This is a genomic window from Pseudomonas sp. LB3P58 (assembly GCF_054897895.1).
Window position 1 is genome coordinate 5,571,413 of the sequence record NZ_JBUBVE010000001.1, and the last position, 20,802, is coordinate 5,592,214.

Consider the following 20,802-nt stretch of genomic DNA (forward strand, 5'->3'; position numbering starts at 1 on the left):
ACAACCTTTGTGTTCGGCACAGACCCTGTGGGAGCGAGCTTGCTCGCGATGAAGCTGACGCGGTGAACCTGCCGAATACTCCATCTCTATCTACCACCTCCTAATCCAAGGACCCCGGATGCTTGAACTTGTCGCTGCGTTTATCTGCCTCACCACACTCCTCACCTACGTGAATTTCCGCTTCATCGGCCTGCCCCCGACCATCGGCGTCATGGTCACCGCGCTAATGTTTTCCCTGCTGCTGCAAGGCTTGAGTTTCATCGGCTACCCCGGTCTCGAAGAACGTGTGCAACAGCTGATCGGCCAGATCGACTTCGGCGATCTGCTGATGAACTGGATGCTGTCCTTCCTGCTGTTTGCCGGCGCCCTGCACGTCAACCTGAATGACCTGCGCAGCCATCGCTGGCCCATCGGTTTGTTGGCAACCTTCGGCGTATTGATCGCCACCGCCGTAATCGGCAGCCTCGCCTATTACATTTTTGCCCTGTTCGGCTGGCACGTGAGCTTTCTCTATTGTCTGCTGTTCGGCGCGCTGATTTCCCCCACCGACCCTATCGCGGTGCTCGGTGTGCTGCGGACCGCCAACGCCTCCAAGCCACTGAAAACCACCATCGTCGGCGAGTCGCTGTTCAACGATGGCACCGCTGTCGTGGTGTTCACCGTGTTGCTGGGCATCGCGCAGCTCGGCGAAACCCCGACCGTCGGCGCCACGGCCATGCTGTTCGCCCACGAGGCGATTGGCGGCGTGCTGTTTGGTGGGCTGATCGGTTACCTGGTGTACCTGATGATCAAGAGCATCGAGCAGCATCAGATCGAGGTGATGTTGACCCTGGCGCTGGTGATCGGCGGCTCGGCCATGGCGTCGGAACTGCACGTCTCCGCTCCGATCGCGATGGTGGTCGCGGGCCTGATCATCGGCAACCTGGGCCGCAATCTGGCGATGAACGACATGACTCGCAAGTACCTGGACGGTTTCTGGGAATTGCTCGATGACATGCTCAACGCCCTGCTGTTCGCCCTGATCGGCATGGAGTTGTTGCTGCTGCCGTTCAACTGGTTGCACGTACTGGCGGCGAGTTTGCTGGCGCTGGCGATTCTGCTTTCGCGCCTGCTGACGGTGGCGCCGGCCATCGTGCTGCTGCGGCGTTGGCGTACGGTCCCGCGCGGGACGATCCGGATTCTGACCTGGGGTGGTTTGCGCGGGGGTGTTTCGGTGGCACTGGCCCTGGCCTTGCCGTTGGGTCCGGAGCGTGACTTGCTGCTGAGCATCACCTACATCGTGGTGCTGTCGTCGATCCTGTTGCAGGGTTTGAGCATTGGCAAACTGGTCAAGCACGTGACCAAGGATGAGCCTGCGCCAGCGGCACAGGCCGAACATCACTGACTACTTTTTGGTCTTCTGCGGGTCGGGCTCAGGGCCTTGATCCGTAGACTTCTTCGGCGGCCCGCTCTCGCTTCGAATCTGTGCATGGCTGATCAGCGCGAAGATGAAGCTGCCGCCGATGATGTTCCCCGCCAGCGTCGGCCCGGCGAACACCAGCCAGAAATCCTTCCACGGCAACTCACCGGCAAACACCAGATACGAGACCTCGGCCGAACCGACCACGATGTGGGTGAAATCCCCCAGCGCCATGAGGTAGGTGATGAGGATGATGATCCACATCTTCGCGCTCTCCATGGACGGAATCATCCAGACCATGGTGGCGATCATCCAGCCCGACACAATGCCTTTGGCGAACATCTGGCTGGCGTCGTTCTCCATGATCTTGCGCCCGATATCGAGGAAGGCCAGGTCGGTCTTGCTGTCGAAAATCGGCAGATTCAGCATCACATACGCCACCAGCAACGTGCCGCAGAGGTTGCCCACCAGCACCACCGACCACAGGCGTAGCAACCGACCGAAATTGCTCAGTGTGGGTTTGGTCATGATCGGCAGCACCGCCGTCAGGGTGTTCTCGGTGAACAACTGCTGACGGGCGAGGATCACCGCGAGAAAGCCTGCGCAGTAACCGAAACTGGCAATCACCTTGAAGCCTTCGCCGTCCGGCAGACGGGAATTGAGCAGCCCCATGGCCATCAGCGACAGGCCCATGGTCAGGCCGGCGGCCAGCGCCGACCACCACAAGGCGGCGACACTGCGCTCGAGTTCCTGATCGCCCTGGGTGCGGATGATTTCGTGCAGCACCGCCGCTCGCGGCGGCTGGCTCTTTTCGACGTCGTGCTGTTCTTCAGGCGAGAGGTTCGGGGTCTTGCCGTCTTTTTGCGCGTCCATAAAGCTCCTGAACCCGTGGCGTGTCATGTAGGTACGACACGCAGGGTTCAGGTTACGTTCTGTAGGAGCTGCCGAAGGCTGCGATCTTTTGATTCTGATTTTCAGCGGACAGTGACATCACCAGGATCAAGATCAAAAGATCGCAGCCTTCGGCAGCTCCTACCGGGCTCGCATTACTCGCTGGCGACATCATCCTTGAACTGGTCTTTGACGTACGTGATCTCGGTCCGGCCGTGCGGCGCAGGCAAGCCGTCTTCGCCCAGATTGACGAAGACAATCTTCTCCACCGTCAGGATGCTTTTGCGGGTGATCTTGTTACGCACTTCGCACTTCAGGGTGATGGAGGTGCGACCGAACTCGGTGGCGGTGATGCCCAGTTCGATGATGTCGCCCTGGCGCGAGGCGCTGACGAAGTTGATCTCGGAAATGTACTTGGTGACCACACGCTGATTGCCCAGCTGGACGATGGCGTAGATCGCCGCTTCTTCGTCGAGCCAGCGCAACAGGCTGCCGCCGAACAGCGTGCCGTTGGGGTTGAGGTCTTCGGGTTTTACCCATTTGCGGGTGTGGAAATTCATATTCACTCCTGAGCGTCTTGCCGAATGATGGTGGGCATCATGGCAGAGCCCGACCTAGAGCTCTATCAAGCATCGGCTATGGCCTCGATTACCGTTCAGACATTGACCAACAGAAACGCTTTGGAAGTATCGCTCACACGGCTATAATCGCCACCGTTTCAAAACGGTAACGTTCCATTGATACCGTTTTCCCGCCACCTGTCCGAGGGGCGCTGCAGCAGGTTCGACCTGTCAGGCTCGGATGGGGCGTTGCTTGACCGTTATCGGTCAGACACTAAACGCACAACGGCGCCCATTCGCATACATTACGAATGGAGGCTCATCATGAGCGCTGTTATCACGCCTGCAGATTTTAACGATTACAAAGTTGCCGACATGTCCCTGGCTGCCTGGGGCCGTCGCGAAACCATCATCGCCGAATCCGAAATGCCGGCCCTGATGGGTCTGCGCCGCAAGTACGCCGGTGAGCAGCCGCTCAAAGGCGCGAAGATCCTCGGCTGCATCCACATGACCATTCAGACCGCCGTGCTGATCGAAACCCTGGTTGCCCTGGGTGCCGAAGTGCGCTGGTCGTCCTGCAACATTTTCTCGACTCAAGACCAGGCCGCTGCCGCTATCGCCGCTGCCGGTATCCCGGTTTTCGCCTGGAAAGGCGAAACTGAAGAAGAGTACGAGTGGTGCCTGGAGCAAACCATCCTCAAAGATGGCGCGCCTTGGGATGCCAACATGATCCTCGACGACGGCGGCGACCTGACCGAGTTGCTGCACAAGAAATACCCGGCGATCCTGGACCGCGTCCACGGCGTCACCGAAGAAACCACCACCGGCGTTCACCGCCTGCTGGACATGCTGGCCAAGGGCGAGCTGAAAATCCCGGCCATCAACGTCAACGACTCGGTGACCAAGAGCAAGAACGACAACAAGTACGGCTGCCGTCACAGCCTGAACGATGCGATCAAGCGCGGTACCGACCACCTGCTGTCCGGCAAGCAAGCGCTGGTCATCGGTTACGGTGACGTGGGCAAGGGCTCGGCCCAGTCCCTGCGTCAGGAAGGCATGATCGTTAAAGTCTCCGAAGTCGACCCGATCTGCGCCATGCAAGCGTGCATGGACGGCTACGAGCTGGTTTCGCCGTTCATCGACGGTATCAACAACGGTACTGAAGCAAGCATCGACAAAGCGCTGCTGGGCAAGATCGACCTGATCGTGACCACCACCGGCAACGTCAACGTTTGCGACTCGAACATGCTCAAAGCCCTGAAGAAGCGCGCTGTTGTCTGCAACATCGGCCACTTCGACAACGAAATCGACACTGCTTTCATGCGCAAGAACTGGGCATGGGAAGAAGTGAAGCCACAGGTTCACAAGATCCACCGTACCGGCCCTGGCGCATTCGACGCTCAGAACGACGACTACCTGATCCTGCTGGCCGAAGGCCGTCTGGTTAACCTGGGTAACGCAACCGGTCACCCAAGCCGCATCATGGACGGTTCGTTCGCCAACCAGGTTCTGGCTCAGATCTTCCTGTTCGGCCAGAAGTACGCCGACCTGTCGCCAGCCCAGAAAGCCGAGCGCCTGACTGTTGAAGTACTGCCGAAGAAACTCGACGAAGAAGTGGCCCTGGAAATGGTTCGCGGTTTCGGCGGCGTTGTGACTCAACTGACCAAGACCCAGGCCGACTACATCGGCGTGACCGTTGAAGGTCCGTTCAAGCCGCACGCTTACCGCTACTGATTGGACCCGGCGGGCTTTGCGCCCGCCGATCCTGACCAGGCGGACCGGCCATCACCGGCCCGCCTTTTGCGATTGCAAAGGGTATTCCCATGTCCGAAGACCGTCGCTACAGCTTTGAGTTCTTCCCTACGAAGACCGACGCTGGGCATGAAAAACTGATCGCCACTGCCCGTCATCTGGCGACCTATAACCCTGACTTCTTCTCCTGCACCTACGGCGCTGGTGGTTCGACCCGTGATCGCACCCTCAACACCGTGTTGCAGCTCGAAAGCGAAGTCAAAGTCCCTGCCGCACCGCATTTGTCCTGCGTTGGCGACAGCAAGGACGACTTGCGCGGCCTGCTGACCCAATACAAGGCGGCCGGCATCACCCGTATCGTTGCCCTGCGCGGTGACCTGCCTTCCGGCATGGGCATGGCCAGTGGTGAAATGCGCCACGCCAATGACCTGGTTGAATTCATTCGTGAAGAAACCGGCGATCATTTCCACATCGAAGTCGCCGCCTACCCGGAAATGCACCCGCAAGCGCGCAATTTCGAAGACGATCTGACCAACTTCGTGCGCAAGGCCAACGCTGGCGCCAACAGTGCGATCACCCAGTACTTCTTCAACGCCGACAGCTACTTCTACTTCGTCGAGCGTGTACGGGCGATGGGCGTGAACATCCCGATCGTTCCGGGGATCATGCCAATCACCAACTACAGCAAGCTGGCGCGCTTCTCCGATGCCTGCGGTGCGGAAATCCCGCGCTGGATCCGCAAGCAGCTGGAAGCCTACGGCGACGACACCCAGAGCATTCAAAGCTTTGGTGAGCAAGTCATCACCGAGATGTGCGAACGCCTGCTGCAGGGTGGCGCTCCAGGGCTGCACTTCTACACGCTGAACCAGGCCGAACCGAGCCTGGCGGTGTGGAACAACCTGAAGTTGCCGCGCTAAAAGCAAGATCAAGAGATCGCAGCCTCGTTTCACTCGACAGCGCCTACAGGGTACGCAATCCCCTGTAGGCGCTGTCGAGTGAAACGAGGCTGCGATCTTTTGCTTTTAACGCCCTTTTATTGTGCAGCAACACTCTGAGTTAGAGCTTCTGGATCCCGTTTCTGGCTCTTTCCGGTTTCTCGTCGTAATCTCAAGCCATGCCTTTGATCACGCAGTTACTGACCGTGTTTCTTTTTACTTGCCTGAGCTTCGCCGCTCGGGGCGAGAAGCTGCGCATTGTCACTGAGCCCTGGGCGCCGTACGTGTATGAGCAAAACGGCAAATCCCTGGGACTGGACTACGAAACCACCGCCATCGTCTTCAAACGCCTGGGCATCGAAGTGGATTGGCAGTTCCTGCCGTGGAAACGCTGCCTGTCGATGCTCGAAACGGGCCAGGCAGACGGCGCGCTGGACATCTTCCACAGTGATGAGCGCGACGCCACCCTGCTCTACCCCGGCGAGCCGCTGTCAGAAGTGGAGTTCGTGATGTTCTACGCCAATGAGCGGCCCCACCCTTTTCACACCCTGGCCGACCTGAAAGGGCTGACCATCGGCACATCCCCAGGCTACCTGTACAGCCAGGACTTCAGCGAATCGACCCTGTTCACTCGCGAACCGGCGCCGACCCATGAAGCCAACTTCGGCAAACTGGTGCGCGGGCGTATCGACCTGCTGATCACTGATCGCAGGGTTGGTCAGCACTTGCTCGACGAATTGGGCATCCGCGACAAGATTACCGAGAACCCGACCGTCATCAGCCACCAGAGCCAGTTCCTGGCAGTGCGCCGCAACGCCGGCATGGACTTGTTGGTGCAGCGCTTCGGCGCCGAACTCAAACGCTTCAAGCGCGAGCCCGCGTACGCTGAACTGAGCGCCCGTTATGGCGCCGACCCGGCGGCCGAGGTAAAAACCACCAGAGCCACCGCCGCCAACGGAAAAACCGTTGAGCAGCAGGAAAGCGGCGCGCAGTGATTGCTCTGTTATACTCCGGCCTTCCCGCCAGGCTCACGCCCGGACGCTCGGACTTGTTCAAGGCATCTCGACCCCGCTACAGCGCAGCTTCTCAGCCCGCGCGAGCACTCCAGATGAGCCTTCTTGGCCGAGCAGGACCGGACGGGATTGCGTTCCTCATAAACGCCATTCGCGCCAGGCAAGACTCCCATTGGGCCAAGCCCTAACTAAAACAGGATTACTCATGTCCTTTGCTTCCCTCGGTCTCTCCGAGGCTTTAGTCCGCGCCATCGAGGCAGCGGGCTATACCGAGCCTACTCCGGTGCAACAGCGGGCCATTCCCGCCGTGTTGCAAGGTCGCGACCTGATGGTCGCGGCTCAGACAGGTACTGGCAAAACCGGCGGCTTCGCCCTTCCGATTCTGGAGCGGTTGTTCCCCAACGGTCACCCGGACAAATCCCAGCGTCACGGCCCGCGCCAACCGCGCGTACTGGTCCTGACCCCTACTCGCGAACTCGCGGCTCAAGTACACGAGAGCTTCAAGGTCTATGCCCGTGACCTGAAGTTCGTCAGCGCCTGCATCTTCGGCGGCGTCGGCATGAACCCACAGGTTCAGGCCATGTCCCGCGGTGTTGACGTGCTGGTGGCCTGCCCTGGCCGCCTGCTCGACCTCGCCGGTCAAGGCAGCGTCGATTTGTCCCACGTGGAAATCCTCGTGCTGGACGAAGCCGACCGCATGCTCGACATGGGCTTCGTCCATGACGTGAAAAAGGTCCTCGCCCGTCTGCCGAGCAAACGCCAGAACCTGCTGTTCTCGGCGACTTTCTCCAAAGACATCACCGACCTCGCCGGCAAGCTGCTGCACAACCCGGAACGCATCGAAGTCACGCCGCCGAACACCACGGTCGAGCGTATCGAACAGCGCGTATTCCGTCTGCCAGCCAACCACAAGCGTTCGCTGCTGGCCCACCTGATCACCGCTGGCGCCTGGGAACAGGTGCTGGTGTTCACCCGCACCAAACACGGCGCCAACCGTCTGGCCGAGTACCTGGACAAACACGGCCTCAGCGCCGTTGCGATCCACGGTAACAAGAGCCAGAACGCTCGCACCAAAGCCCTGGCCGACTTCAAGGCTGGTGAAGTGCGCATCCTGGTCGCCACCGACATCGCCGCTCGCGGCCTGGACATCGATCAGTTGCCACACGTGGTCAACTTCGAACTGCCAAACGTCGACGAAGACTACGTTCACCGTATCGGCCGTACTGGCCGTGCCGGTCGTTCGGGCGAAGCGATCTCGCTGGTTGCTCCGGACGAAGAAAAGCTGCTGAAAAGCATCGAGCGCATGACCAAGCAGAAGATTGCCGACGGCAACCTGATGGGCTTCGATTCCAGCGCTGTAGAAGCCGAGAAACCTGAAGTTCGCGAGCGTCCGGATGTGCGTAACCCGCGCAACCCACGTGGCCCGCGCGGCGACGGTCCGAACGGCACCGGCGGTGGCGGCGGTCGTAAAGACAAAGGCAAGGACAAGGGCGGCAAGGAAAAACCTGCAGCCACTGGCCGTGGTGATCGTCCGGCGCGTGAACACAAGCCACGTGAAGGCACTCCGGCTCGCGAGCAACAGCGTCCAGCGCCACGCGCTGCTGCTGCAGACCGAGCTCCGGACGAGTTCCTGGACGACGATATCGATAACTTCGGTAACCGCGTCGACTACGTTCCCCAAGCCAAACCGGCTCAGGGCCGTGGCCGCCGTCCGGGTGCTCCGGCACAAGGCACGACAGCTGGCGCAGGTGCTCCGCGCACCGGCGGCGCCAAGCCTCAGGGTCGTCAAAGCGGCCCACGCAGCAGCGATGGCGCCACCACCGGCACTCCGCCGGCCAAGCGCAGCGGCCCACGCAACGGTGCTCCACGTGACGGCCAGGCCCGTCGCGAAGAGTCCCGCAACCGCCGCCCGGCCCGCACCGACGAGCAGCCGCGTTCGGAACCGGCCGTGCAAAACCCGCGCGGCCCGGCACCGAAGATCATTCACAAGGAGTCGAAAACCGATCGTTTCCCGACTCCTGAGCAACTTGATCAACTGCCAGGCCGTCCGCGCGGCGAGAAACCAGCGTTGCTGACCCGCAATCGCTGATTTAACGCAGTAACAAAAAATGCCCCTGATCTCACGATCCGGGGCATTTTTGTTTGTGCTGCGAACTGCTTCTGTAGGAGCCTGCGATCTTTATAAGATCAAAAGATCGCAGCCTGCGGCAGCTCCTACTGTCTCAGCATTACTTCGCTTTCACACCTTCAAACGTCACGTACAGCTCGACCGCGTCGGACTGTGGGCCCAGGTCTTTCTGCTTGCCGAAATCGGAGCGCTTGAGGTTGGTGGTGCCTTCGAAGCCAGCACGGTAGCCGCCCCACGGATCCTTGCCTTCACCCAGGAAAGTGGCCTTGACCACGATCGGCTTGGTCACGCCCGCGATAGTCAAGTTACCGCTCACGTCAGCAGTGTCTTTGCCAGCGGCGTTTTTGCCGGTGGATTTGACGCTGGTGGAAACAAACGTGGCTTTAGCGAATTTGCTCGCGTTCAGGAAATCGCCGCTGGCGATGTGCTTGTCACGTTCGGCGTTGTTGGTGAACACGCTGGCGGTGTTCACATTGAACTCGATCTTGCTGTCTTCTGGCTTGGCAGCGTCGAAGCTGAACTTGCCGTCGATATCCTTGAAGGTACCGGTGATGAAGCTGTAGCCCAGGTGGCTGATCTTGAAGTCAACGAAGGCGTGCTGGCCTTCCTTGTCGACGACGTAGTCAGCCGCCATCACGTTGGCGGACAACAGAGCAGAACCGATTGCCAGAGCGGCGAGAGTCTTTTTCAACATGCTTTCTATTCCTTGGGAGTCGAGGTTGAACGTCAAGCTTTGCGCCCCAGCATTCGAGTGAGGGTCGCATCACGATCGATAAAGTGGTGCTTCAGTGCTGCCAACGCATGGAGACCGGAAAAAATTACCAGCACCCACGCCAGGTACAGATGAATCACACCGGCGGTGTCTGCCTGATCCGGTAGTCCGGAAATCAATGCAGGGACTTCAAACAGGCCAAACACCGGAATCCCGACACCTTCTGCGGTGGAAATCAGGTAACCGGCAATCATCACAGCGAACAGACTGAGATACAGGAACGAATGGCCGAGCTTGGCGCCAAGGCGCGTCATGCGGCTATAGCTTTCAAGTGCGGGTGGCGGCGGGCTGATAAAACGCCACAGGACCCGTAGGACCATGACGGCTAACAACACCAGGCCAATGCTCTTGTGCAAGTCGGGCGCGTCTTTGCGCCAGGTGCTGTAGTAGTCGAGACCGACCATCCACAAGCCCAACGCAAACAGACCGAAGACCGCCAGCGCCACACCCCAGTGCATGAAGATGCTGACCCAACCGTAGCGCGAAGAAGAATTACGTAGCTGCATTGCCCAAATCCTGTGAGAACTGCGAACAAGACTATCGAGTTATCTATCGAGTTAAAGCGGAAAATTTCGCTTTGAAATATCGAGAAATACGATCAAGAGTCTGAAATAGGTGAGTTAAGGAAAGATTAAAGACCCATGTGTAATAAAAAATGACGTCCAACTAAAGAACACCTGCGCCATAAGGTTTATTCGATTCTTGATTTTGGTTTTCTTCGGGCATAAAAAAACGCGGCATTTCTGCCGCGTTTTTTAGTCCCAAAGCTTACTGCGCTTTGGTATCCGTTGCCGGAGTCGCAGCAGGTTTGGCCGCTGGCTTCTTGGCCGGTTCAACTTTCTTCGCCGGGGCCTTTTTGGCCGCAGGTTTTTTCGCCGCAGCTTTGGCCGGGGCTTTTTTGGCGGGTTCGGCTTTCACCGGTTCCGCTGGTTTCGGTGCTTCGACCGGCGCTGGCGCTGGGGCCGGCGCAGGTGTTGGAGCCGGTGCCGGAGCAACCGGAGCCACTGGCTCTGGCGCTTTGACCGGTGCCGGTTTGTCGTCAGAACCAATGAACAGGTTGGTGAAGAAGTTGCCTTTCTTCGCCGCCACCGCGCCGGCCGCCGCAACGGTCGCTGCCGGAACAACTTTCGCCGGTTCAAACGACTTGCCGGCCGCCAGGTCTTCTACCTGACTGGCTGCCCGCTGACCGGTGCGCAATGCACCTTCCAGCGTGCCCGGGTACAAGGTGTCGGTGTGTTCGCCAGCAAAGGTTACACGCTGAATCGGACGCTCCCACAGACGCCAGTACTTGCTGATCTGGCCAGGACCGAACGCCAGGTAAGCGCCGCCCATCGATGGGTCGGTGCTGTAGCGGCGGATCTCATAGCCGGTGAACGAACCGCGCGCCTGTGGATAAAAAGCGTGCAGGCGAATCAACACCTGATCGGCCATCTGCTTGTCGCCGAAAGCCTGCATCACCCGGGCGTTGTCGCCGGAAATGTTGATCACCACGTTGGCGCCGCCCTTCAGCGCCGGCTCAACCCACAACATGCCCAGACCGGCGTTGCTGTAGATCTCGCCGGTCATGCGCGCCTTGCTTTCCCACACTGGCGTCTTGAACTTCAGCATGATCTGGTCGCGCCAGCCGTAGTTGGTGCCCTTGATCGCGCCCATGTGCTGGGCATCCAGCGACGGGGTCATCAGGATCTTGTTCAGTGCGCGCAATGGAACGGCCACGACGACGTAGTCAGCCTGATAGCCAACGCTGCCGACTTTGACGGTTACGCCATCCTTGTCCTGGGTGATGGACGAGACCGGGGAGCTGGTCTTGATGGTTTTCAGTTGTTTGACGAAAGCCTGGGCCAGCACCGGACTGCCACCCACCAAGCGCGAGGCGCGCAAGTCACGGTCAGCAACGCCACGGTAAACGCGGCTTTGCTGTGCGAAGTACAACAGCGACAGGCGCGATGGTTCGTCATAACGGGTACGAATCTCCTGATTCACCAACTGACGTGCCGTGGCCGGCAGATTCAGACGGTCGAGCCAGTTGGCCACGTTGATCTGGTCCAGGGCGAACAGTGTGCTGTTGGCCGCTGGGTTCTGCGGGTCTTCGATCGAGCGCGCCAGATCATCCAGAGTCTTTTCGTAGCGCTTGAGCGCGTCACTGGTAGCCGGCTGCTTGGTGGCCAGATCGGCGGCAGTGAAATACTCACCGTCAATCAGGTAGCCCGGGGTCCGCACGAACTCTGGGGCCGGCGTGGTGCTCAGTTTGAAGGTCGATACGTACTTGTTCAGAACCGGTTGGGTCTTGTCGTTGCCGATCCACTCACTGGTGGCCATGCCGGAGCGACCGCCCATGCCCGGTTTGGCTTCCAGCAGGGTGACCTGCCAGCCCTTGTTTTGCAGTTCGTAAGCCGCGGTGAGGCCAGACAGCCCTCCGCCGATCACGATCGCCGTTTTATCCTTGGCCAGCGCAGACACGCTGAACAGCCCCAACATCACCAGCGCACAGGCGCGCAGCCAACCAGCAGACATTCAGAGAACTCCGGAAATACACGAGGAAATAGCGGTTTTACGAGCCAGACGGCCCAAAGAACCGCGAAGAATACGTCAGCCATCAAAAGGCCGCCAGCGACGTCTATCCACCTATACAAAGTAGCTCAATCCACACAATGGGTTGTCCCCACGTCGCGCATTGCATAGGCTTGCGCGATTGTTTGCCCGCGCACGTCGCGAGCCGCCTCGAGGAGACTGAAAATGGGCCTGAATAATCAGTGGATGCAACGCGATCTCGCGGTGTTGTGGCATCCCTGCACCCAGATGAAAGACCACGAACAGCTGCCGCTGATCCCGATCAAACGCGGTGAAGGCGTCTGGCTGGAAGACTTCGAAGGCAAACGCTACCTCGACGCCGTCAGCTCCTGGTGGGTCAACGTGTTTGGCCACGCCAACCCGCGGATCAACCAGCGCATCAAGGACCAGGTTGATCAGCTGGAGCACGTAATCCTTGCTGGTTTCAGTCATCAGCCAGTGATCGAGTTGTCCGAGCGCCTGGTGAAAATGACGCCGGAAGGCCTGACCCGATGCTTCTACGCCGATAACGGTTCGTCCTGCATCGAAGTCGCGCTGAAAATGAGCTTTCACTATTGGCTCAACCGCGGCCAGCCGAACAAGAAGCGCTTCGTCACCCTGACCAACAGCTACCACGGCGAAACCATGGCGGCGATGTCGGTGGGCGACGTGCCGCTGTTCACCGAAACCTACAAGGCGCTGCTGCTGGACACCATCAAGGTGCCGAGCCCGGATTGCTACCTGCGTCCGGAAGGCATGAGCTGGGAAGAACATTCGCGCAACATGTTCGCCGCCATGGAACAGACCCTGGCCGAGAACCACGACACCGTCGCCGCAGTGATCGTCGAGCCGCTGATCCAGGGTGCCGGCGGCATGCGCATGTACCACCCGGTTTATCTGAAACTGCTGCGCGAAGCCTGCGACCGCTATGGCGTGCACCTGATCCACGACGAAATCGCCGTCGGCTTCGGCCGCACCGGGACGATGTTCGCCTGTGAACAGGCCGGCATCCGCCCGGACTTCCTCTGCCTGTCCAAGGCCCTGACCGGCGGTTACCTGCCGTTGGCGGCCTGCGTGACCACCGAAGATGTCTACAGCGCGTTCTACGACGACTACCCGACCCTGCGCGCCTTCCTGCACTCCCACAGCTACACCGGCAATCCGCTGGCGTGCGCGGCAGCCTTGGCGACGCTGGATATCTTCGAAGAAGACAACGTCATCGAGAACAACAAGGCCCTGTCTCAGCGCATGGCCAGCGCCACCGCGCACCTGGCCGATCACCCGAACGTTTCGGAAGTGCGCCAGACCGGCATGGTGCTGGCCATCGAGATGGTCAAGGACAAGGCCACCAAGGAAGCTTATCCGTGGCAGGAACGTCGCGGCTTGAAAGTGTTCCAGCATGCGCTGGAGCGTGGTGCTTTACTTCGACCGTTGGGCAGCGTGGTGTACTTCCTGCCGCCATACGTGATCACGCCTGATCAGATCGACTTTCTGGCCGAAGTGGCCAGCGAAGGCATCGACATCGCGACTCGTGACAGCGTTAGCGTGTCGGTGCCGAAGGACTTTCATCCGGGCTTCCGCGATCCGGGCTAAGTTATTTGGGATTCTGTGGCGTCCGGGCCGCCGCCTTCGCGAGCAAGCCCGCTCCCACAGTTGACCGCATTCCAATGTGGGAGCGGGCTTGCTCGCGAATGAAGTCGACACCGATTCAGATGATTAACACTTTCCAGAGACCCAAGATGAGACTGTCCCGCTTCTTTATCGACGCCCCCTTGAGCACCGGCGAACACGAATTGCCCGAGGCCCAGGCCCATTACATCAGCCGCGTGTTGCGCATGGCCGAGGGTGATGCGCTGCAACTGTTCGACGGTTCGGGCCAGGAGTTTCGCGCCACGCTGGTGGAGGTCGGCAAGAAGCGCGTCGTGGTGCAGATCGATGAAAGCTTCGCCGGGCAGGTTGAGTCGCCATTGTCGATCCATCTCGGCCAGGGCTTGTCCCGTGGCGAGCGGATGGATTGGGCGATTCAGAAAGCCACCGAACTGGGGGTGACTGAAATCACTCCGATCTTCAGCGACCGCTGTGAAGTCCGGCTGAAGGATGAACGCGCCGACAAACGCCTGATGCACTGGCGCCAGGTGGCGATCAGCGCTTGCGAGCAGTGCGGGCGTTCACGGGTGCCGGTGATTCATCCGCCACTGCTGCTGGCCGATTGGCTGAAGCAGACGGAGGCCGAATTGAAACTGGTACTGCATCCGGTGGCCGAGCCGCTGGTGAGCCATGCCAAACCTGGGACCTTGGCGTTTCTGATCGGGCCTGAAGGAGGGTTGTCCGACGCTGAAGTCGAGCAGGCCAAGGCTGGCGGTTTTCACGCCGCCCGCCTCGGCCCTCGCGTGCTGCGCACTGAAACCGCGCCGGTGGTGGCATTGGCGGTTGCCCAACAGCTTTGGGGTGACTTCTAGGGCCACTTCGCGAGCAGGTTCGCTCCCACATTGAAATGCATTCCCCTGTGGGAGCGAGCCTGCTCGCGAATGGCCGCGACGCAGTCTAGCGGTCGATCTGGCTGCTACTGAACCGGATCGCTCGTCGGCTTGACGATGATCGCCTTGAGTTCGCTGGTCATCGGGAACTCAAGGTTCAAGCCCTTCGGCGGGATCGGCTGTTCAAACCAGCGCTGGTAGATGCCATTGATCTCACCCGAACTGTACAGATCGGCGAGAGTCGAGTTCACCAACGCAAGAAACTGCGGATCATCCTTGCGCACCATGCAGCTGTAGATTTCCCGCGACTGCTCCTCACCCACTACAACCCAGTTATGCGGATCGCGGGCCTTGGCGCGTTCGCCGTAAAGCAGCGCGTCATCCATATAGAACGCCGCCGCCCGACCCGACTGCAGCATCTGGAACGCTTCGCCGTGGTCCTTGGCGCTGATCACGAACATATCGATCTTGTGATCGACGTTGTAGCTCTTCAGAAACCGCTCGTTGGTGGTGCCGGCGGTGGTCACGACGTTCTTGCCGCGCAGGTCGGCGAAGCTTTTGATGCCGCTGTCCTTCGCCGTGAGCAACTGACCCTTCACGTAGATAAACCCGTAGGAAAACGCCACTTGCTGCATGCGCTCGGCGGTCACGCCGGTGGAGCCGCACTCAAGGTCGACCGTGCCGTTCTGCACCAGTGGAATGCGCGTTTGCGAGGTCACCAGGTTGTACTTCACCTGCAGATCCGGCAGCTCGAGTTTTTGCTTGATGCGCTCGACAATCTTGCTCGCCAGGTCCACCGAATAGCCCATCGGCTGCCCCGTGTGATCACCCACGTAGGAGAACGGCACCGACGCGTCGCGATAACCCAGCGTGATGCTCTTGGCATTGGCGACCTTGTTCAGCGTGCCGGTCAGCGGCGCTTCGTTGGCCTGGACCTGACTGGCGAGCAGCAGGCCGAGGGTGCAGCCGATCAACGTGATTTTTTGCATTGTTATTCTCCGTTGTGGGTAGAGCGATTAGCGGCGGGCGGCGATCACGGTGATTTCCACCAGAACCTCTGGATTCGGTTGATGCTCATCAGTTTTTCCTTTTCAAGTCAGGCGACGCGGGGGGCGAGGCCCTGCATTTCGATTGAAGGTGTGCGCCGGGCGATCAACTCGCTGAGCACCCGGGCGCTGCCACAGGCCAGGGTAAAACCCAGGGCGCCATGGCCGAGGTTGAGCCACAGGTTGCGGTACGCCGTGGCCCCGATCAACGGCACGCCGCTGGGGGTGGCCGGGCGCATGCCGGCCCATTCGATGGCGGCATCGTAATCGCCGGCATTGGGCAAGGTTTCCTGCGCCTGGCGCTTGATCAGCGCCAGGCGTTTGGGGTCGAGCGCCGGGTCGAAACCGACAATGTCGACCATCGCCGCCACGCGCAGCTGTTCGCCGATGCGGGCGTAAACGATCTTGCGGTTGTAATCGGTGATGCTCAGTTCTGGCGCACGATGTTCGGCGCGGATCGGCAAGGTCAGGCTGTAGCCCTTGAGCGGATACAGCGGCAGGTTCATGCCCGGCAATGCCAGCGCCGGACTGCGATGACCGGCGGCAATCACCAGTTGCTCGACCGGCAGCACTTGCGAACCCATTTCGACGGCCTGCACCGCGCCGTCCGCGTGGCGAATGCCGGTGACCTTTTGGCCGAGTAAAAACTCGCAACGCCCCGACGCCTGGAGTCGAGCCTGCAGTTGCTGGCAGAAAGCATGGCAATCGGCGACCTCTTCGTCAGGGGTATAAATCGCGCCCACAAACGGCGCTTCGGCCAGTGCAGGCTCCAGCTGCGCACATTCGGCCCGCGACAGCACGTGCTGCTGTTGCGGATCGGCCAGGCCATGGCGAGCGTGTTCGAAACTCGCGGCTTCACGAAACGTCACCAGTTTGCCGTTGCGCCGCCAACCGAAACCGTCGAGGCGATCTTCGTCGCGCCAACCTTGCAGCGTGGACTGGCTCAGCAGCGCCAGACGCAGCAGGTGCGCACCGTTGCGCTGATTCACCGAACGACGGCAGGCCGCCAGGAAAGATGCCATCCAGCGCCATTGCGCCGGGTCCAGGCGCGGGCGCAGCTTCAACGGCGAGTCACCGCGCAACATCCAGCCTAGCGCCTGCAACGGTACGCCGGCATCGGCCAGCGGCGCGACGTAACGGTAGGACAACTGGCCGCCGTTGGCGAAACTGGTCTCGCTGCCCAGCGAATCCCGGGCCTCGATCAGCGTCACGTCGATGCCGTCGCGAACCAGTGCGTAAGCTGTCGTCAGCCCGATGACGCCACCACCGATGATGCAAACCCGCTGAGCCATGTCTGTCCTTAACCGTTGTTGAAACAGGCTTCAGGTTAGGACCAGGTGACAGGCGTTGAACAATGCTTAAAGATGCCTGACCCATAAACAAAGGTTATGGACTTGCCATGCGACTGCGACACATCGAGATTTTCCAGGCCATTCGCCAGACCGGTTCGGTCAGTGGCGCCGCGCAGTTGCTGCACGTATCGCAGCCGGCGGTAAGCAAAGTACTGCAACACGCCGAGCAGCAACTGGGCTTCCCGTTGTTCCTGCGGGTGCGCGGCAAATTGCAGGCTACGCCCGAAGCCCTGGAGCTTGAGCGCGAGGTCGACAAGGTCACCGAAAGCCTGCAAGGCGTGCGACGTCTGGCCCAGAGCCTGCGGCGCGAGCCGGGTCACAGCGTACGGATCGGTGCAATCCCGGCGCTGGCCCTGTCGCTGCTGCCGCCGGCCATCAACGAGTGGACGCAACGCTACCCAGACATTGTCTGCGAACTGTCCAGCGCCCACAGCCGTGAGCTGATGCAGAATTTGTTGATGCGTGAAGTGGATGTCGCGCTGACCTTGCAACCGCCGGATCATCCGGGCCTGAAGGCGCAAGTCCTGGCCTGCGGTGTTTTGGTGGCGCTGGCGCCGTTGGGCTATTGGACCGACGACGCCTTGAGCCAACCGTTGCCATTGATCGAACTGGCCGGTGCGCCGCTGATCGGCCTGTCCAGTGCCGACCCGTTGGCGGCCAGACTCGACAGCTACCTTGAAGCGGTCGATCCGCCGCCACGGGTTCGCATCGCGGTGCAGACCTATTCGCTGGCGCGGGCGATGGTTGAATCCGGTGCCGGACTGGCAGTAATCGATCCATTTACCGCACTCGGCGCGTCCCCCGCCACCACGGCGATTCGACCTGTGGCGCCAGCACTACCGATCACGTTGTATGCCGTCACTCGCGCCGACGAACCGCCGCCCCACACCCTGAGCGACTTGTTGCAGGTGTTCAGCCGACGGGCGCAGGCGCAGCTGGACCGCTTGATCCCCTAGAGGTCTCAAAGGACATAAAACAGAATCGCCACGAAGTGCAGCAAACTCCCGGCGATCACGAACAGATGCCAGATCCCGTGGGCATGGCGCAGGCGATGATCGAGGGCAAAAAAGATAATGCCCACGGTGTACAGCACGCCGCCCGACGCCAGCCAGGCGAAACCTGTACTGCCCAACGCTGCCAATAACGGTTTGACCGCCACCAGCACGATCCAACCCATCACCGCGTAAATCACGATCGACAGAATCCGCGCCTCCGAACGCGGTTTGATTTCTTGCAGGATGCCGATCAACGCCAGCCCCCAGACAATCCCGAACAGCGTCCAGCCCCACGGCCCACGCAATGTCACCAGACAAAAAGGTGTGTAGCTGCCGGCAATCAGCAGGTAGATCGAAAAGTGATCGACCTTCTGCATGATCGCTTTCTTGCGCCCACGCACGCTGTGGTAAACGGTCGACGCGCTGTAAAGCACCAGCAAGGTAAACCCGTAAATCGCCACGCTGACGATCTTCCACGGGCTGCCATCCATGCTGGCGATCACCAGCATCCACACCACTCCAACCACCGCTGCCACCGCCCCGACCAGATGCGTCCAGGCGTTCAATCTTTCCCCGTGATACATGTGTTGCTCACCTCAAGATTCGTTGCAACATCGCGTAAGGCTCACGCCTGAAGGTTAAAAGCGCAATGTTTCAAAACACAAATCCCCCAAGAACCCACATACGTGCACAATCGAGCCATTCGAATAAGAGTCTGCATCATGCTGATCGATGAAGAGTTGACCCTGAAAAAACTCGAGGTGTTCCTGGCCTTCATGCGCACCGGCAACCTGGCCCGTGCCGCCGCCGAATTGCAGACCAGCAATGTCAGCGTGCACCGGGCGATCCACTCCCTGGAAAGCGCCCTGCGCTGCCCGCTGTTCAAGCACGAAGGCCGCAATCTCACACCGCTGGAAAGCGCTTATGTGTTGGAAGAACGGGCGCAGAAGCTGATTCAGGACGTGGTCGAAACCGTGCGCCTGACCCGCGAAGCCGCCGGGTTCTCCGCCGAGCGCTTTAAGCTCGGTTCACTGTATTCGCTGACGGTGAAGACCGTGCCGCAGCTGATCATGGGCCTGAAGATCCGCCGCAGCGAACTCAACATCGACCTGATCCTCGGCTCGAACTTCGACCTGCTGTACAAGCTCAAGAACATGGAAGTCGACGCGATCCTGGTGTCGCTGGACGAGAGCGTCAACGACCCCGACTGCGAGCAGATTCAGCTGTTTTCCGACGACATCTTTCTCGCCACACCGGCTGATTCAAGGTTTGCTCAACGGACCGAGGTCGACCTTGCCGAAGTGCGCGACGAGACGTTCATTACGCTGACCCAGGGCTTTGCCACGCACCAGGACGGTAATCGGGTGTTCAAGCAGGCGGGGTTCGAACCGAAGGTGGCGATGCAGGTCAACGACATCTTCACCCTGCTGAGCATGGTCAGCTCGGGCGTGGGTTATGCGTTGCTGCCAGGGCGGATTGCGGCGGTGTATGAGAACCGGGTGAAGCTGATTCCGTTGCAGGAAAAGTATCGGTTGCAGCAGCACATTGGGGTGGTGTTCTTGAAGGCCAAGGAGCGGGATCCGAATCTGTTGGCGTTGCTGGCGGAGTGTCGGATGTATGCGAATCGCCAGAGCTGAGACTGCAGCGCGCCCTTCGCGAGCAGGCTCGCTCCCACAAGGGAACGCATTCCAATGTGGGAGCGAGCCTGCTCGCGAAGGCGTCGGTACAGTCAGCGATTATCTACCGGCTTACCCCACAATCCCGCGAACAATGAAGTACAGCAGCGAAGGCCCCAGCAAGCACCCAAGCCCGGTGTGGAACGTCGCGGTCAACGCGCCATAAGGCACCAACCGCCGATCCGTCGCCGCCAACCCGGCCGTCACACCACTGACAGTACCCGCCAACCCACCAAACACCATCGCCGAGCGCGGGTTATCCAACCCCATCCAGCGTGCGGCCATCGGTGTGCCGACCATCACAAAAATCGCCTTAATCAACCCGGTGGCAATCGACAACGCCACCACATCCGAACTGGCACCAATCGCCGCCCCGGTCACCGGCCCGACGATGTAGGTCACCGCACCCGCGCCGATGGTGGTCATGCTGATCGCATCGCGATAACCGAACGCCCAGGCCATGCTCGCCCCGACAATGAACGGCAGGATCGTGCCCAGCAGCAGCGCAATCACGCCGATCAAACCGGCCTTTTTCGCTTCGGTAGCCTGCACTTCGAACGCCGTGGCGACGATCGCAAAGTCCCGCAGCATGGCGCCGCCCATCAGACCGATGCCGGAAAACAGCGTCAGGTCTGCCAGGCCTTTTTGCCCGCCAGTCATGGTGCCGCCGACCCAGGCCAGAACAAGCCCGATGACGATGGCAATCGCCGAACCGTGAATCCGTCCGAACGTCAGGCGCTTGGACAACACCACCGACACCCACATGATCACGCCGACGAAGGCGAACGCGGTGACCAGACTGTTAGTGGCCAGACCCTTCTCAATGAGTTCCCACATATCAGCGACCTCCTACTGGAGTGCCGACCGGCGTTATGTCCGCCGGTTCATCGGGCAACGGTTCGCCTTTATGAGTCCGGCTGATCAGGGCAATGGTGCAACCGCAGATCACTACCGAACCGATTGCCGCCAGCACCGCCACCGGACCACCGTGCAGGGCGGTGACGACGTTCTGTTGCGCGGCCATCGCGACCACGACGGGAATGTACATGGCGCCCCAGAAACCGACGCCCATCTCGCAATCCTTGGTCATGCCACCGCGTTTTTGCATCCACAACCGCGCGCAGATCAACAGGATCATCGCGATCCCGACGCCACCGACGTTTGATTTCACGCCCAGCAACACGCCGAGCATGTCGCCTACGATCACCCCTGCCAGCGTACAAATCGCCAACAGCGCCACACCGTAAATAATCATT

The 20,802-nt window shown here is 60.2% G+C and carries 19 protein-coding genes and 1 riboswitch; of the genes, 9 read left to right on the forward strand and 10 right to left on the reverse strand.

Annotation, left to right across the window (positions count from 1 at the left end; translation table 11 throughout):
* Window positions 1-118 precede the first annotated feature (118 nt).
* Complete coding sequence (locus ACYZTZ_RS25990) at window positions 119-1,384, forward strand: cation:proton antiporter (protein WP_462000084.1); 1,266 nt, start codon at window positions 119-121, stop codon at window positions 1,382-1,384.
* On the opposite strand, the gene ACYZTZ_RS25995 is transcribed toward ACYZTZ_RS25990, so the two are convergent.
* Window positions 1,385-2,272: a formate/nitrite transporter family protein gene (locus tag ACYZTZ_RS25995; protein ID WP_046045262.1), complete on the reverse strand. Its 888-nt coding sequence runs from the start codon at window positions 2,270-2,272 to the stop codon at window positions 1,385-1,387. It lies immediately after the preceding gene.
* 173 nt (window positions 2,273-2,445) lie between these two features.
* Window positions 2,446-2,850 (reverse strand): acyl-CoA thioesterase, encoded by a 405-nt coding sequence (locus ACYZTZ_RS26000; RefSeq protein WP_033060418.1) that lies wholly within the window; start codon window positions 2,848-2,850, stop codon window positions 2,446-2,448.
* 198 nt (window positions 2,851-3,048) lie between these two features.
* Window positions 3,049-3,151, forward strand: a riboswitch (S-adenosyl-L-homocysteine riboswitch).
* Between the two features lie 23 nt (window positions 3,152-3,174).
* On the opposite strand from ACYZTZ_RS26000, the gene ahcY reads away from it, so the two are divergent.
* The 4 genes from ahcY (at window position 3,175) to ACYZTZ_RS26020 (ending at window position 8,639) form a co-directional block, all read left to right on the forward strand.
* Window positions 3,175-4,584, forward strand: coding sequence for an adenosylhomocysteinase (gene ahcY / locus ACYZTZ_RS26005; protein WP_008152012.1), 1,410 nt, complete (start codon window positions 3,175-3,177; stop codon window positions 4,582-4,584).
* 89 nt (window positions 4,585-4,673) lie between these two features.
* A complete protein-coding gene (gene metF, locus ACYZTZ_RS26010) occupies window positions 4,674-5,519 on the forward strand; it encodes a methylenetetrahydrofolate reductase [NAD(P)H] (RefSeq protein ID WP_462000085.1) in 846 nt (281 codons plus the stop codon).
* A 197-nt stretch (window positions 5,520-5,716) separates the two neighbouring features.
* Complete coding sequence (locus ACYZTZ_RS26015; RefSeq protein ID WP_462000086.1) at window positions 5,717-6,532, forward strand: substrate-binding periplasmic protein; 816 nt, start codon at window positions 5,717-5,719, stop codon at window positions 6,530-6,532.
* A 223-nt stretch (window positions 6,533-6,755) separates the two neighbouring features.
* Window positions 6,756-8,639 carry a DEAD/DEAH box helicase gene (locus tag ACYZTZ_RS26020; RefSeq protein WP_462000087.1) on the forward strand — a complete coding sequence of 628 codons (1,884 nt, stop codon included), beginning with the start codon at window positions 6,756-6,758 and terminating at the stop codon, window positions 8,637-8,639.
* 139 nt (window positions 8,640-8,778) lie between these two features.
* Here the strand turns inward: ACYZTZ_RS26020 and ACYZTZ_RS26025 are convergent, their stop codons facing one another.
* The 3 genes from ACYZTZ_RS26025 to ACYZTZ_RS26035 all read right to left on the reverse strand — a co-directional run bounded on the left by ACYZTZ_RS26025 (window position 8,779) and on the right by ACYZTZ_RS26035 (window position 11,964).
* The gene (locus tag ACYZTZ_RS26025; protein WP_033060424.1) at window positions 8,779-9,372 is read right to left on the reverse strand and encodes a YceI family protein; all 594 of its coding nucleotides are present in this window, start codon (window positions 9,370-9,372) and stop codon (window positions 8,779-8,781) included.
* Between the two features lie 32 nt (window positions 9,373-9,404).
* Window positions 9,405-9,956: a cytochrome b gene (locus tag ACYZTZ_RS26030; RefSeq protein WP_462000088.1), complete on the reverse strand. Its 552-nt coding sequence runs from the start codon at window positions 9,954-9,956 to the stop codon at window positions 9,405-9,407.
* A 262-nt stretch (window positions 9,957-10,218) separates the two neighbouring features.
* Window positions 10,219-11,964: a flavin monoamine oxidase family protein gene (locus tag ACYZTZ_RS26035; RefSeq protein ID WP_462000089.1), complete on the reverse strand. Its 1,746-nt coding sequence runs from the start codon at window positions 11,962-11,964 to the stop codon at window positions 10,219-10,221.
* Window positions 11,965-12,186: 222 nt separating this feature from the next.
* On the opposite strand from ACYZTZ_RS26035, the gene ACYZTZ_RS26040 reads away from it, so the two are divergent.
* Window positions 12,187-13,593 carry an adenosylmethionine--8-amino-7-oxononanoate transaminase gene (locus ACYZTZ_RS26040; RefSeq protein ID WP_462000090.1) on the forward strand — a complete coding sequence of 469 codons (1,407 nt, stop codon included), beginning with the start codon at window positions 12,187-12,189 and terminating at the stop codon, window positions 13,591-13,593.
* Between the two features lie 146 nt (window positions 13,594-13,739).
* Window positions 13,740-14,459 (forward strand): 16S rRNA (uracil(1498)-N(3))-methyltransferase, encoded by a 720-nt coding sequence (locus ACYZTZ_RS26045; RefSeq protein ID WP_462000091.1) that lies wholly within the window; start codon window positions 13,740-13,742, stop codon window positions 14,457-14,459.
* 104 nt (window positions 14,460-14,563) lie between these two features.
* Here ACYZTZ_RS26045 and ACYZTZ_RS26050 read toward each other — a convergent pair whose 3' ends face one another.
* Both ACYZTZ_RS26050 and ACYZTZ_RS26055 read right to left on the reverse strand, forming a co-directional pair.
* Window positions 14,564-15,466 carry a transporter substrate-binding domain-containing protein gene (locus ACYZTZ_RS26050; RefSeq protein WP_462000092.1) on the reverse strand — a complete coding sequence of 301 codons (903 nt, stop codon included), beginning with the start codon at window positions 15,464-15,466 and terminating at the stop codon, window positions 14,564-14,566.
* Between the two features lie 107 nt (window positions 15,467-15,573).
* A complete protein-coding gene (locus tag ACYZTZ_RS26055; protein WP_462000093.1) occupies window positions 15,574-16,815 on the reverse strand; it encodes a D-amino acid dehydrogenase in 1,242 nt (413 codons plus the stop codon).
* Window positions 16,816-16,922: 107 nt separating this feature from the next.
* Between ACYZTZ_RS26055 and ACYZTZ_RS26060 the strand changes: the two genes are divergently transcribed.
* On the forward strand, window positions 16,923-17,831 hold the full coding sequence (locus tag ACYZTZ_RS26060) for a LysR family transcriptional regulator (RefSeq protein WP_462000094.1): 909 nt from the start codon (window positions 16,923-16,925) through the stop codon (window positions 17,829-17,831).
* A gap of 5 nt (window positions 17,832-17,836) precedes the next feature.
* Here the strand turns inward: ACYZTZ_RS26060 and trhA are convergent, their stop codons facing one another.
* On the reverse strand, window positions 17,837-18,454 hold the full coding sequence (trhA, locus tag ACYZTZ_RS26065; RefSeq protein WP_415758773.1) for a PAQR family membrane homeostasis protein TrhA: 618 nt from the start codon (window positions 18,452-18,454) through the stop codon (window positions 17,837-17,839).
* A gap of 138 nt (window positions 18,455-18,592) precedes the next feature.
* Between trhA and ACYZTZ_RS26070 the strand changes: the two genes are divergently transcribed.
* Window positions 18,593-19,507 carry a LysR family transcriptional regulator gene (locus tag ACYZTZ_RS26070; RefSeq protein WP_462000095.1) on the forward strand — a complete coding sequence of 305 codons (915 nt, stop codon included), beginning with the start codon at window positions 18,593-18,595 and terminating at the stop codon, window positions 19,505-19,507.
* Window positions 19,508-19,618: 111 nt separating this feature from the next.
* Here the strand turns inward: ACYZTZ_RS26070 and madM are convergent, their stop codons facing one another.
* Both madM and madL read right to left on the reverse strand, forming a co-directional pair.
* Window positions 19,619-20,383 carry a malonate transporter subunit MadM gene (gene madM / locus ACYZTZ_RS26075; protein WP_046045247.1) on the reverse strand — a complete coding sequence of 255 codons (765 nt, stop codon included), beginning with the start codon at window positions 20,381-20,383 and terminating at the stop codon, window positions 19,619-19,621.
* Window position 20,384: 1 nt separating this feature from the next.
* The gene (madL, locus tag ACYZTZ_RS26080) at window positions 20,385-20,801 is read right to left on the reverse strand and encodes a malonate transporter subunit MadL (RefSeq protein WP_150658388.1); all 417 of its coding nucleotides are present in this window, start codon (window positions 20,799-20,801) and stop codon (window positions 20,385-20,387) included.
* Between the last annotated feature and the right edge of the window lies 1 nt (window position 20,802).

Excerpts from the sequence above, each read along its gene's own strand:
- ACYZTZ_RS25990 (WP_462000084.1), top strand. The coding sequence starts at position 119 with ATGCTTGAACTTGTCGCTGCGTTTATCTGCCTCACCACACTCCTCACC.
- ACYZTZ_RS25995 (WP_046045262.1), bottom strand. The coding sequence starts at position 2,272 with ATGGACGCGCAAAAAGACGGCAAGACCCCGAACCTCTCGCCTGAAGAA.
- ACYZTZ_RS26000 (WP_033060418.1), bottom strand. The coding sequence starts at position 2,850 with ATGAATTTCCACACCCGCAAATGGGTAAAACCCGAAGACCTCAACCCC.
- ahcY (WP_008152012.1), top strand. The coding sequence starts at position 3,175 with ATGAGCGCTGTTATCACGCCTGCAGATTTTAACGATTACAAAGTTGCC.
- metF (WP_462000085.1), top strand. The coding sequence starts at position 4,674 with ATGTCCGAAGACCGTCGCTACAGCTTTGAGTTCTTCCCTACGAAGACC.
- ACYZTZ_RS26015 (WP_462000086.1), top strand. The coding sequence starts at position 5,717 with ATGCCTTTGATCACGCAGTTACTGACCGTGTTTCTTTTTACTTGCCTG.
- ACYZTZ_RS26020 (WP_462000087.1), top strand. The coding sequence starts at position 6,756 with ATGTCCTTTGCTTCCCTCGGTCTCTCCGAGGCTTTAGTCCGCGCCATC.
- ACYZTZ_RS26025 (WP_033060424.1), bottom strand. The coding sequence starts at position 9,372 with ATGTTGAAAAAGACTCTCGCCGCTCTGGCAATCGGTTCTGCTCTGTTG.
- ACYZTZ_RS26030 (WP_462000088.1), bottom strand. The coding sequence starts at position 9,956 with ATGCAGCTACGTAATTCTTCTTCGCGCTACGGTTGGGTCAGCATCTTC.
- ACYZTZ_RS26035 (WP_462000089.1), bottom strand. The coding sequence starts at position 11,964 with ATGTCTGCTGGTTGGCTGCGCGCCTGTGCGCTGGTGATGTTGGGGCTG.
- ACYZTZ_RS26040 (WP_462000090.1), top strand. The coding sequence starts at position 12,187 with ATGGGCCTGAATAATCAGTGGATGCAACGCGATCTCGCGGTGTTGTGG.
- ACYZTZ_RS26045 (WP_462000091.1), top strand. The coding sequence starts at position 13,740 with ATGAGACTGTCCCGCTTCTTTATCGACGCCCCCTTGAGCACCGGCGAA.
- ACYZTZ_RS26050 (WP_462000092.1), bottom strand. The coding sequence starts at position 15,466 with ATGCAAAAAATCACGTTGATCGGCTGCACCCTCGGCCTGCTGCTCGCC.
- ACYZTZ_RS26055 (WP_462000093.1), bottom strand. The coding sequence starts at position 16,815 with ATGGCTCAGCGGGTTTGCATCATCGGTGGTGGCGTCATCGGGCTGACG.
- ACYZTZ_RS26060 (WP_462000094.1), top strand. The coding sequence starts at position 16,923 with ATGCGACTGCGACACATCGAGATTTTCCAGGCCATTCGCCAGACCGGT.
- trhA (WP_415758773.1), bottom strand. The coding sequence starts at position 18,454 with ATGTATCACGGGGAAAGATTGAACGCCTGGACGCATCTGGTCGGGGCG.
- ACYZTZ_RS26070 (WP_462000095.1), top strand. The coding sequence starts at position 18,593 with ATGCTGATCGATGAAGAGTTGACCCTGAAAAAACTCGAGGTGTTCCTG.
- madM (WP_046045247.1), bottom strand. The coding sequence starts at position 20,383 with ATGTGGGAACTCATTGAGAAGGGTCTGGCCACTAACAGTCTGGTCACC.
- madL (WP_150658388.1), bottom strand. The coding sequence starts at position 20,801 with ATGATTATTTACGGTGTGGCGCTGTTGGCGATTTGTACGCTGGCAGGG.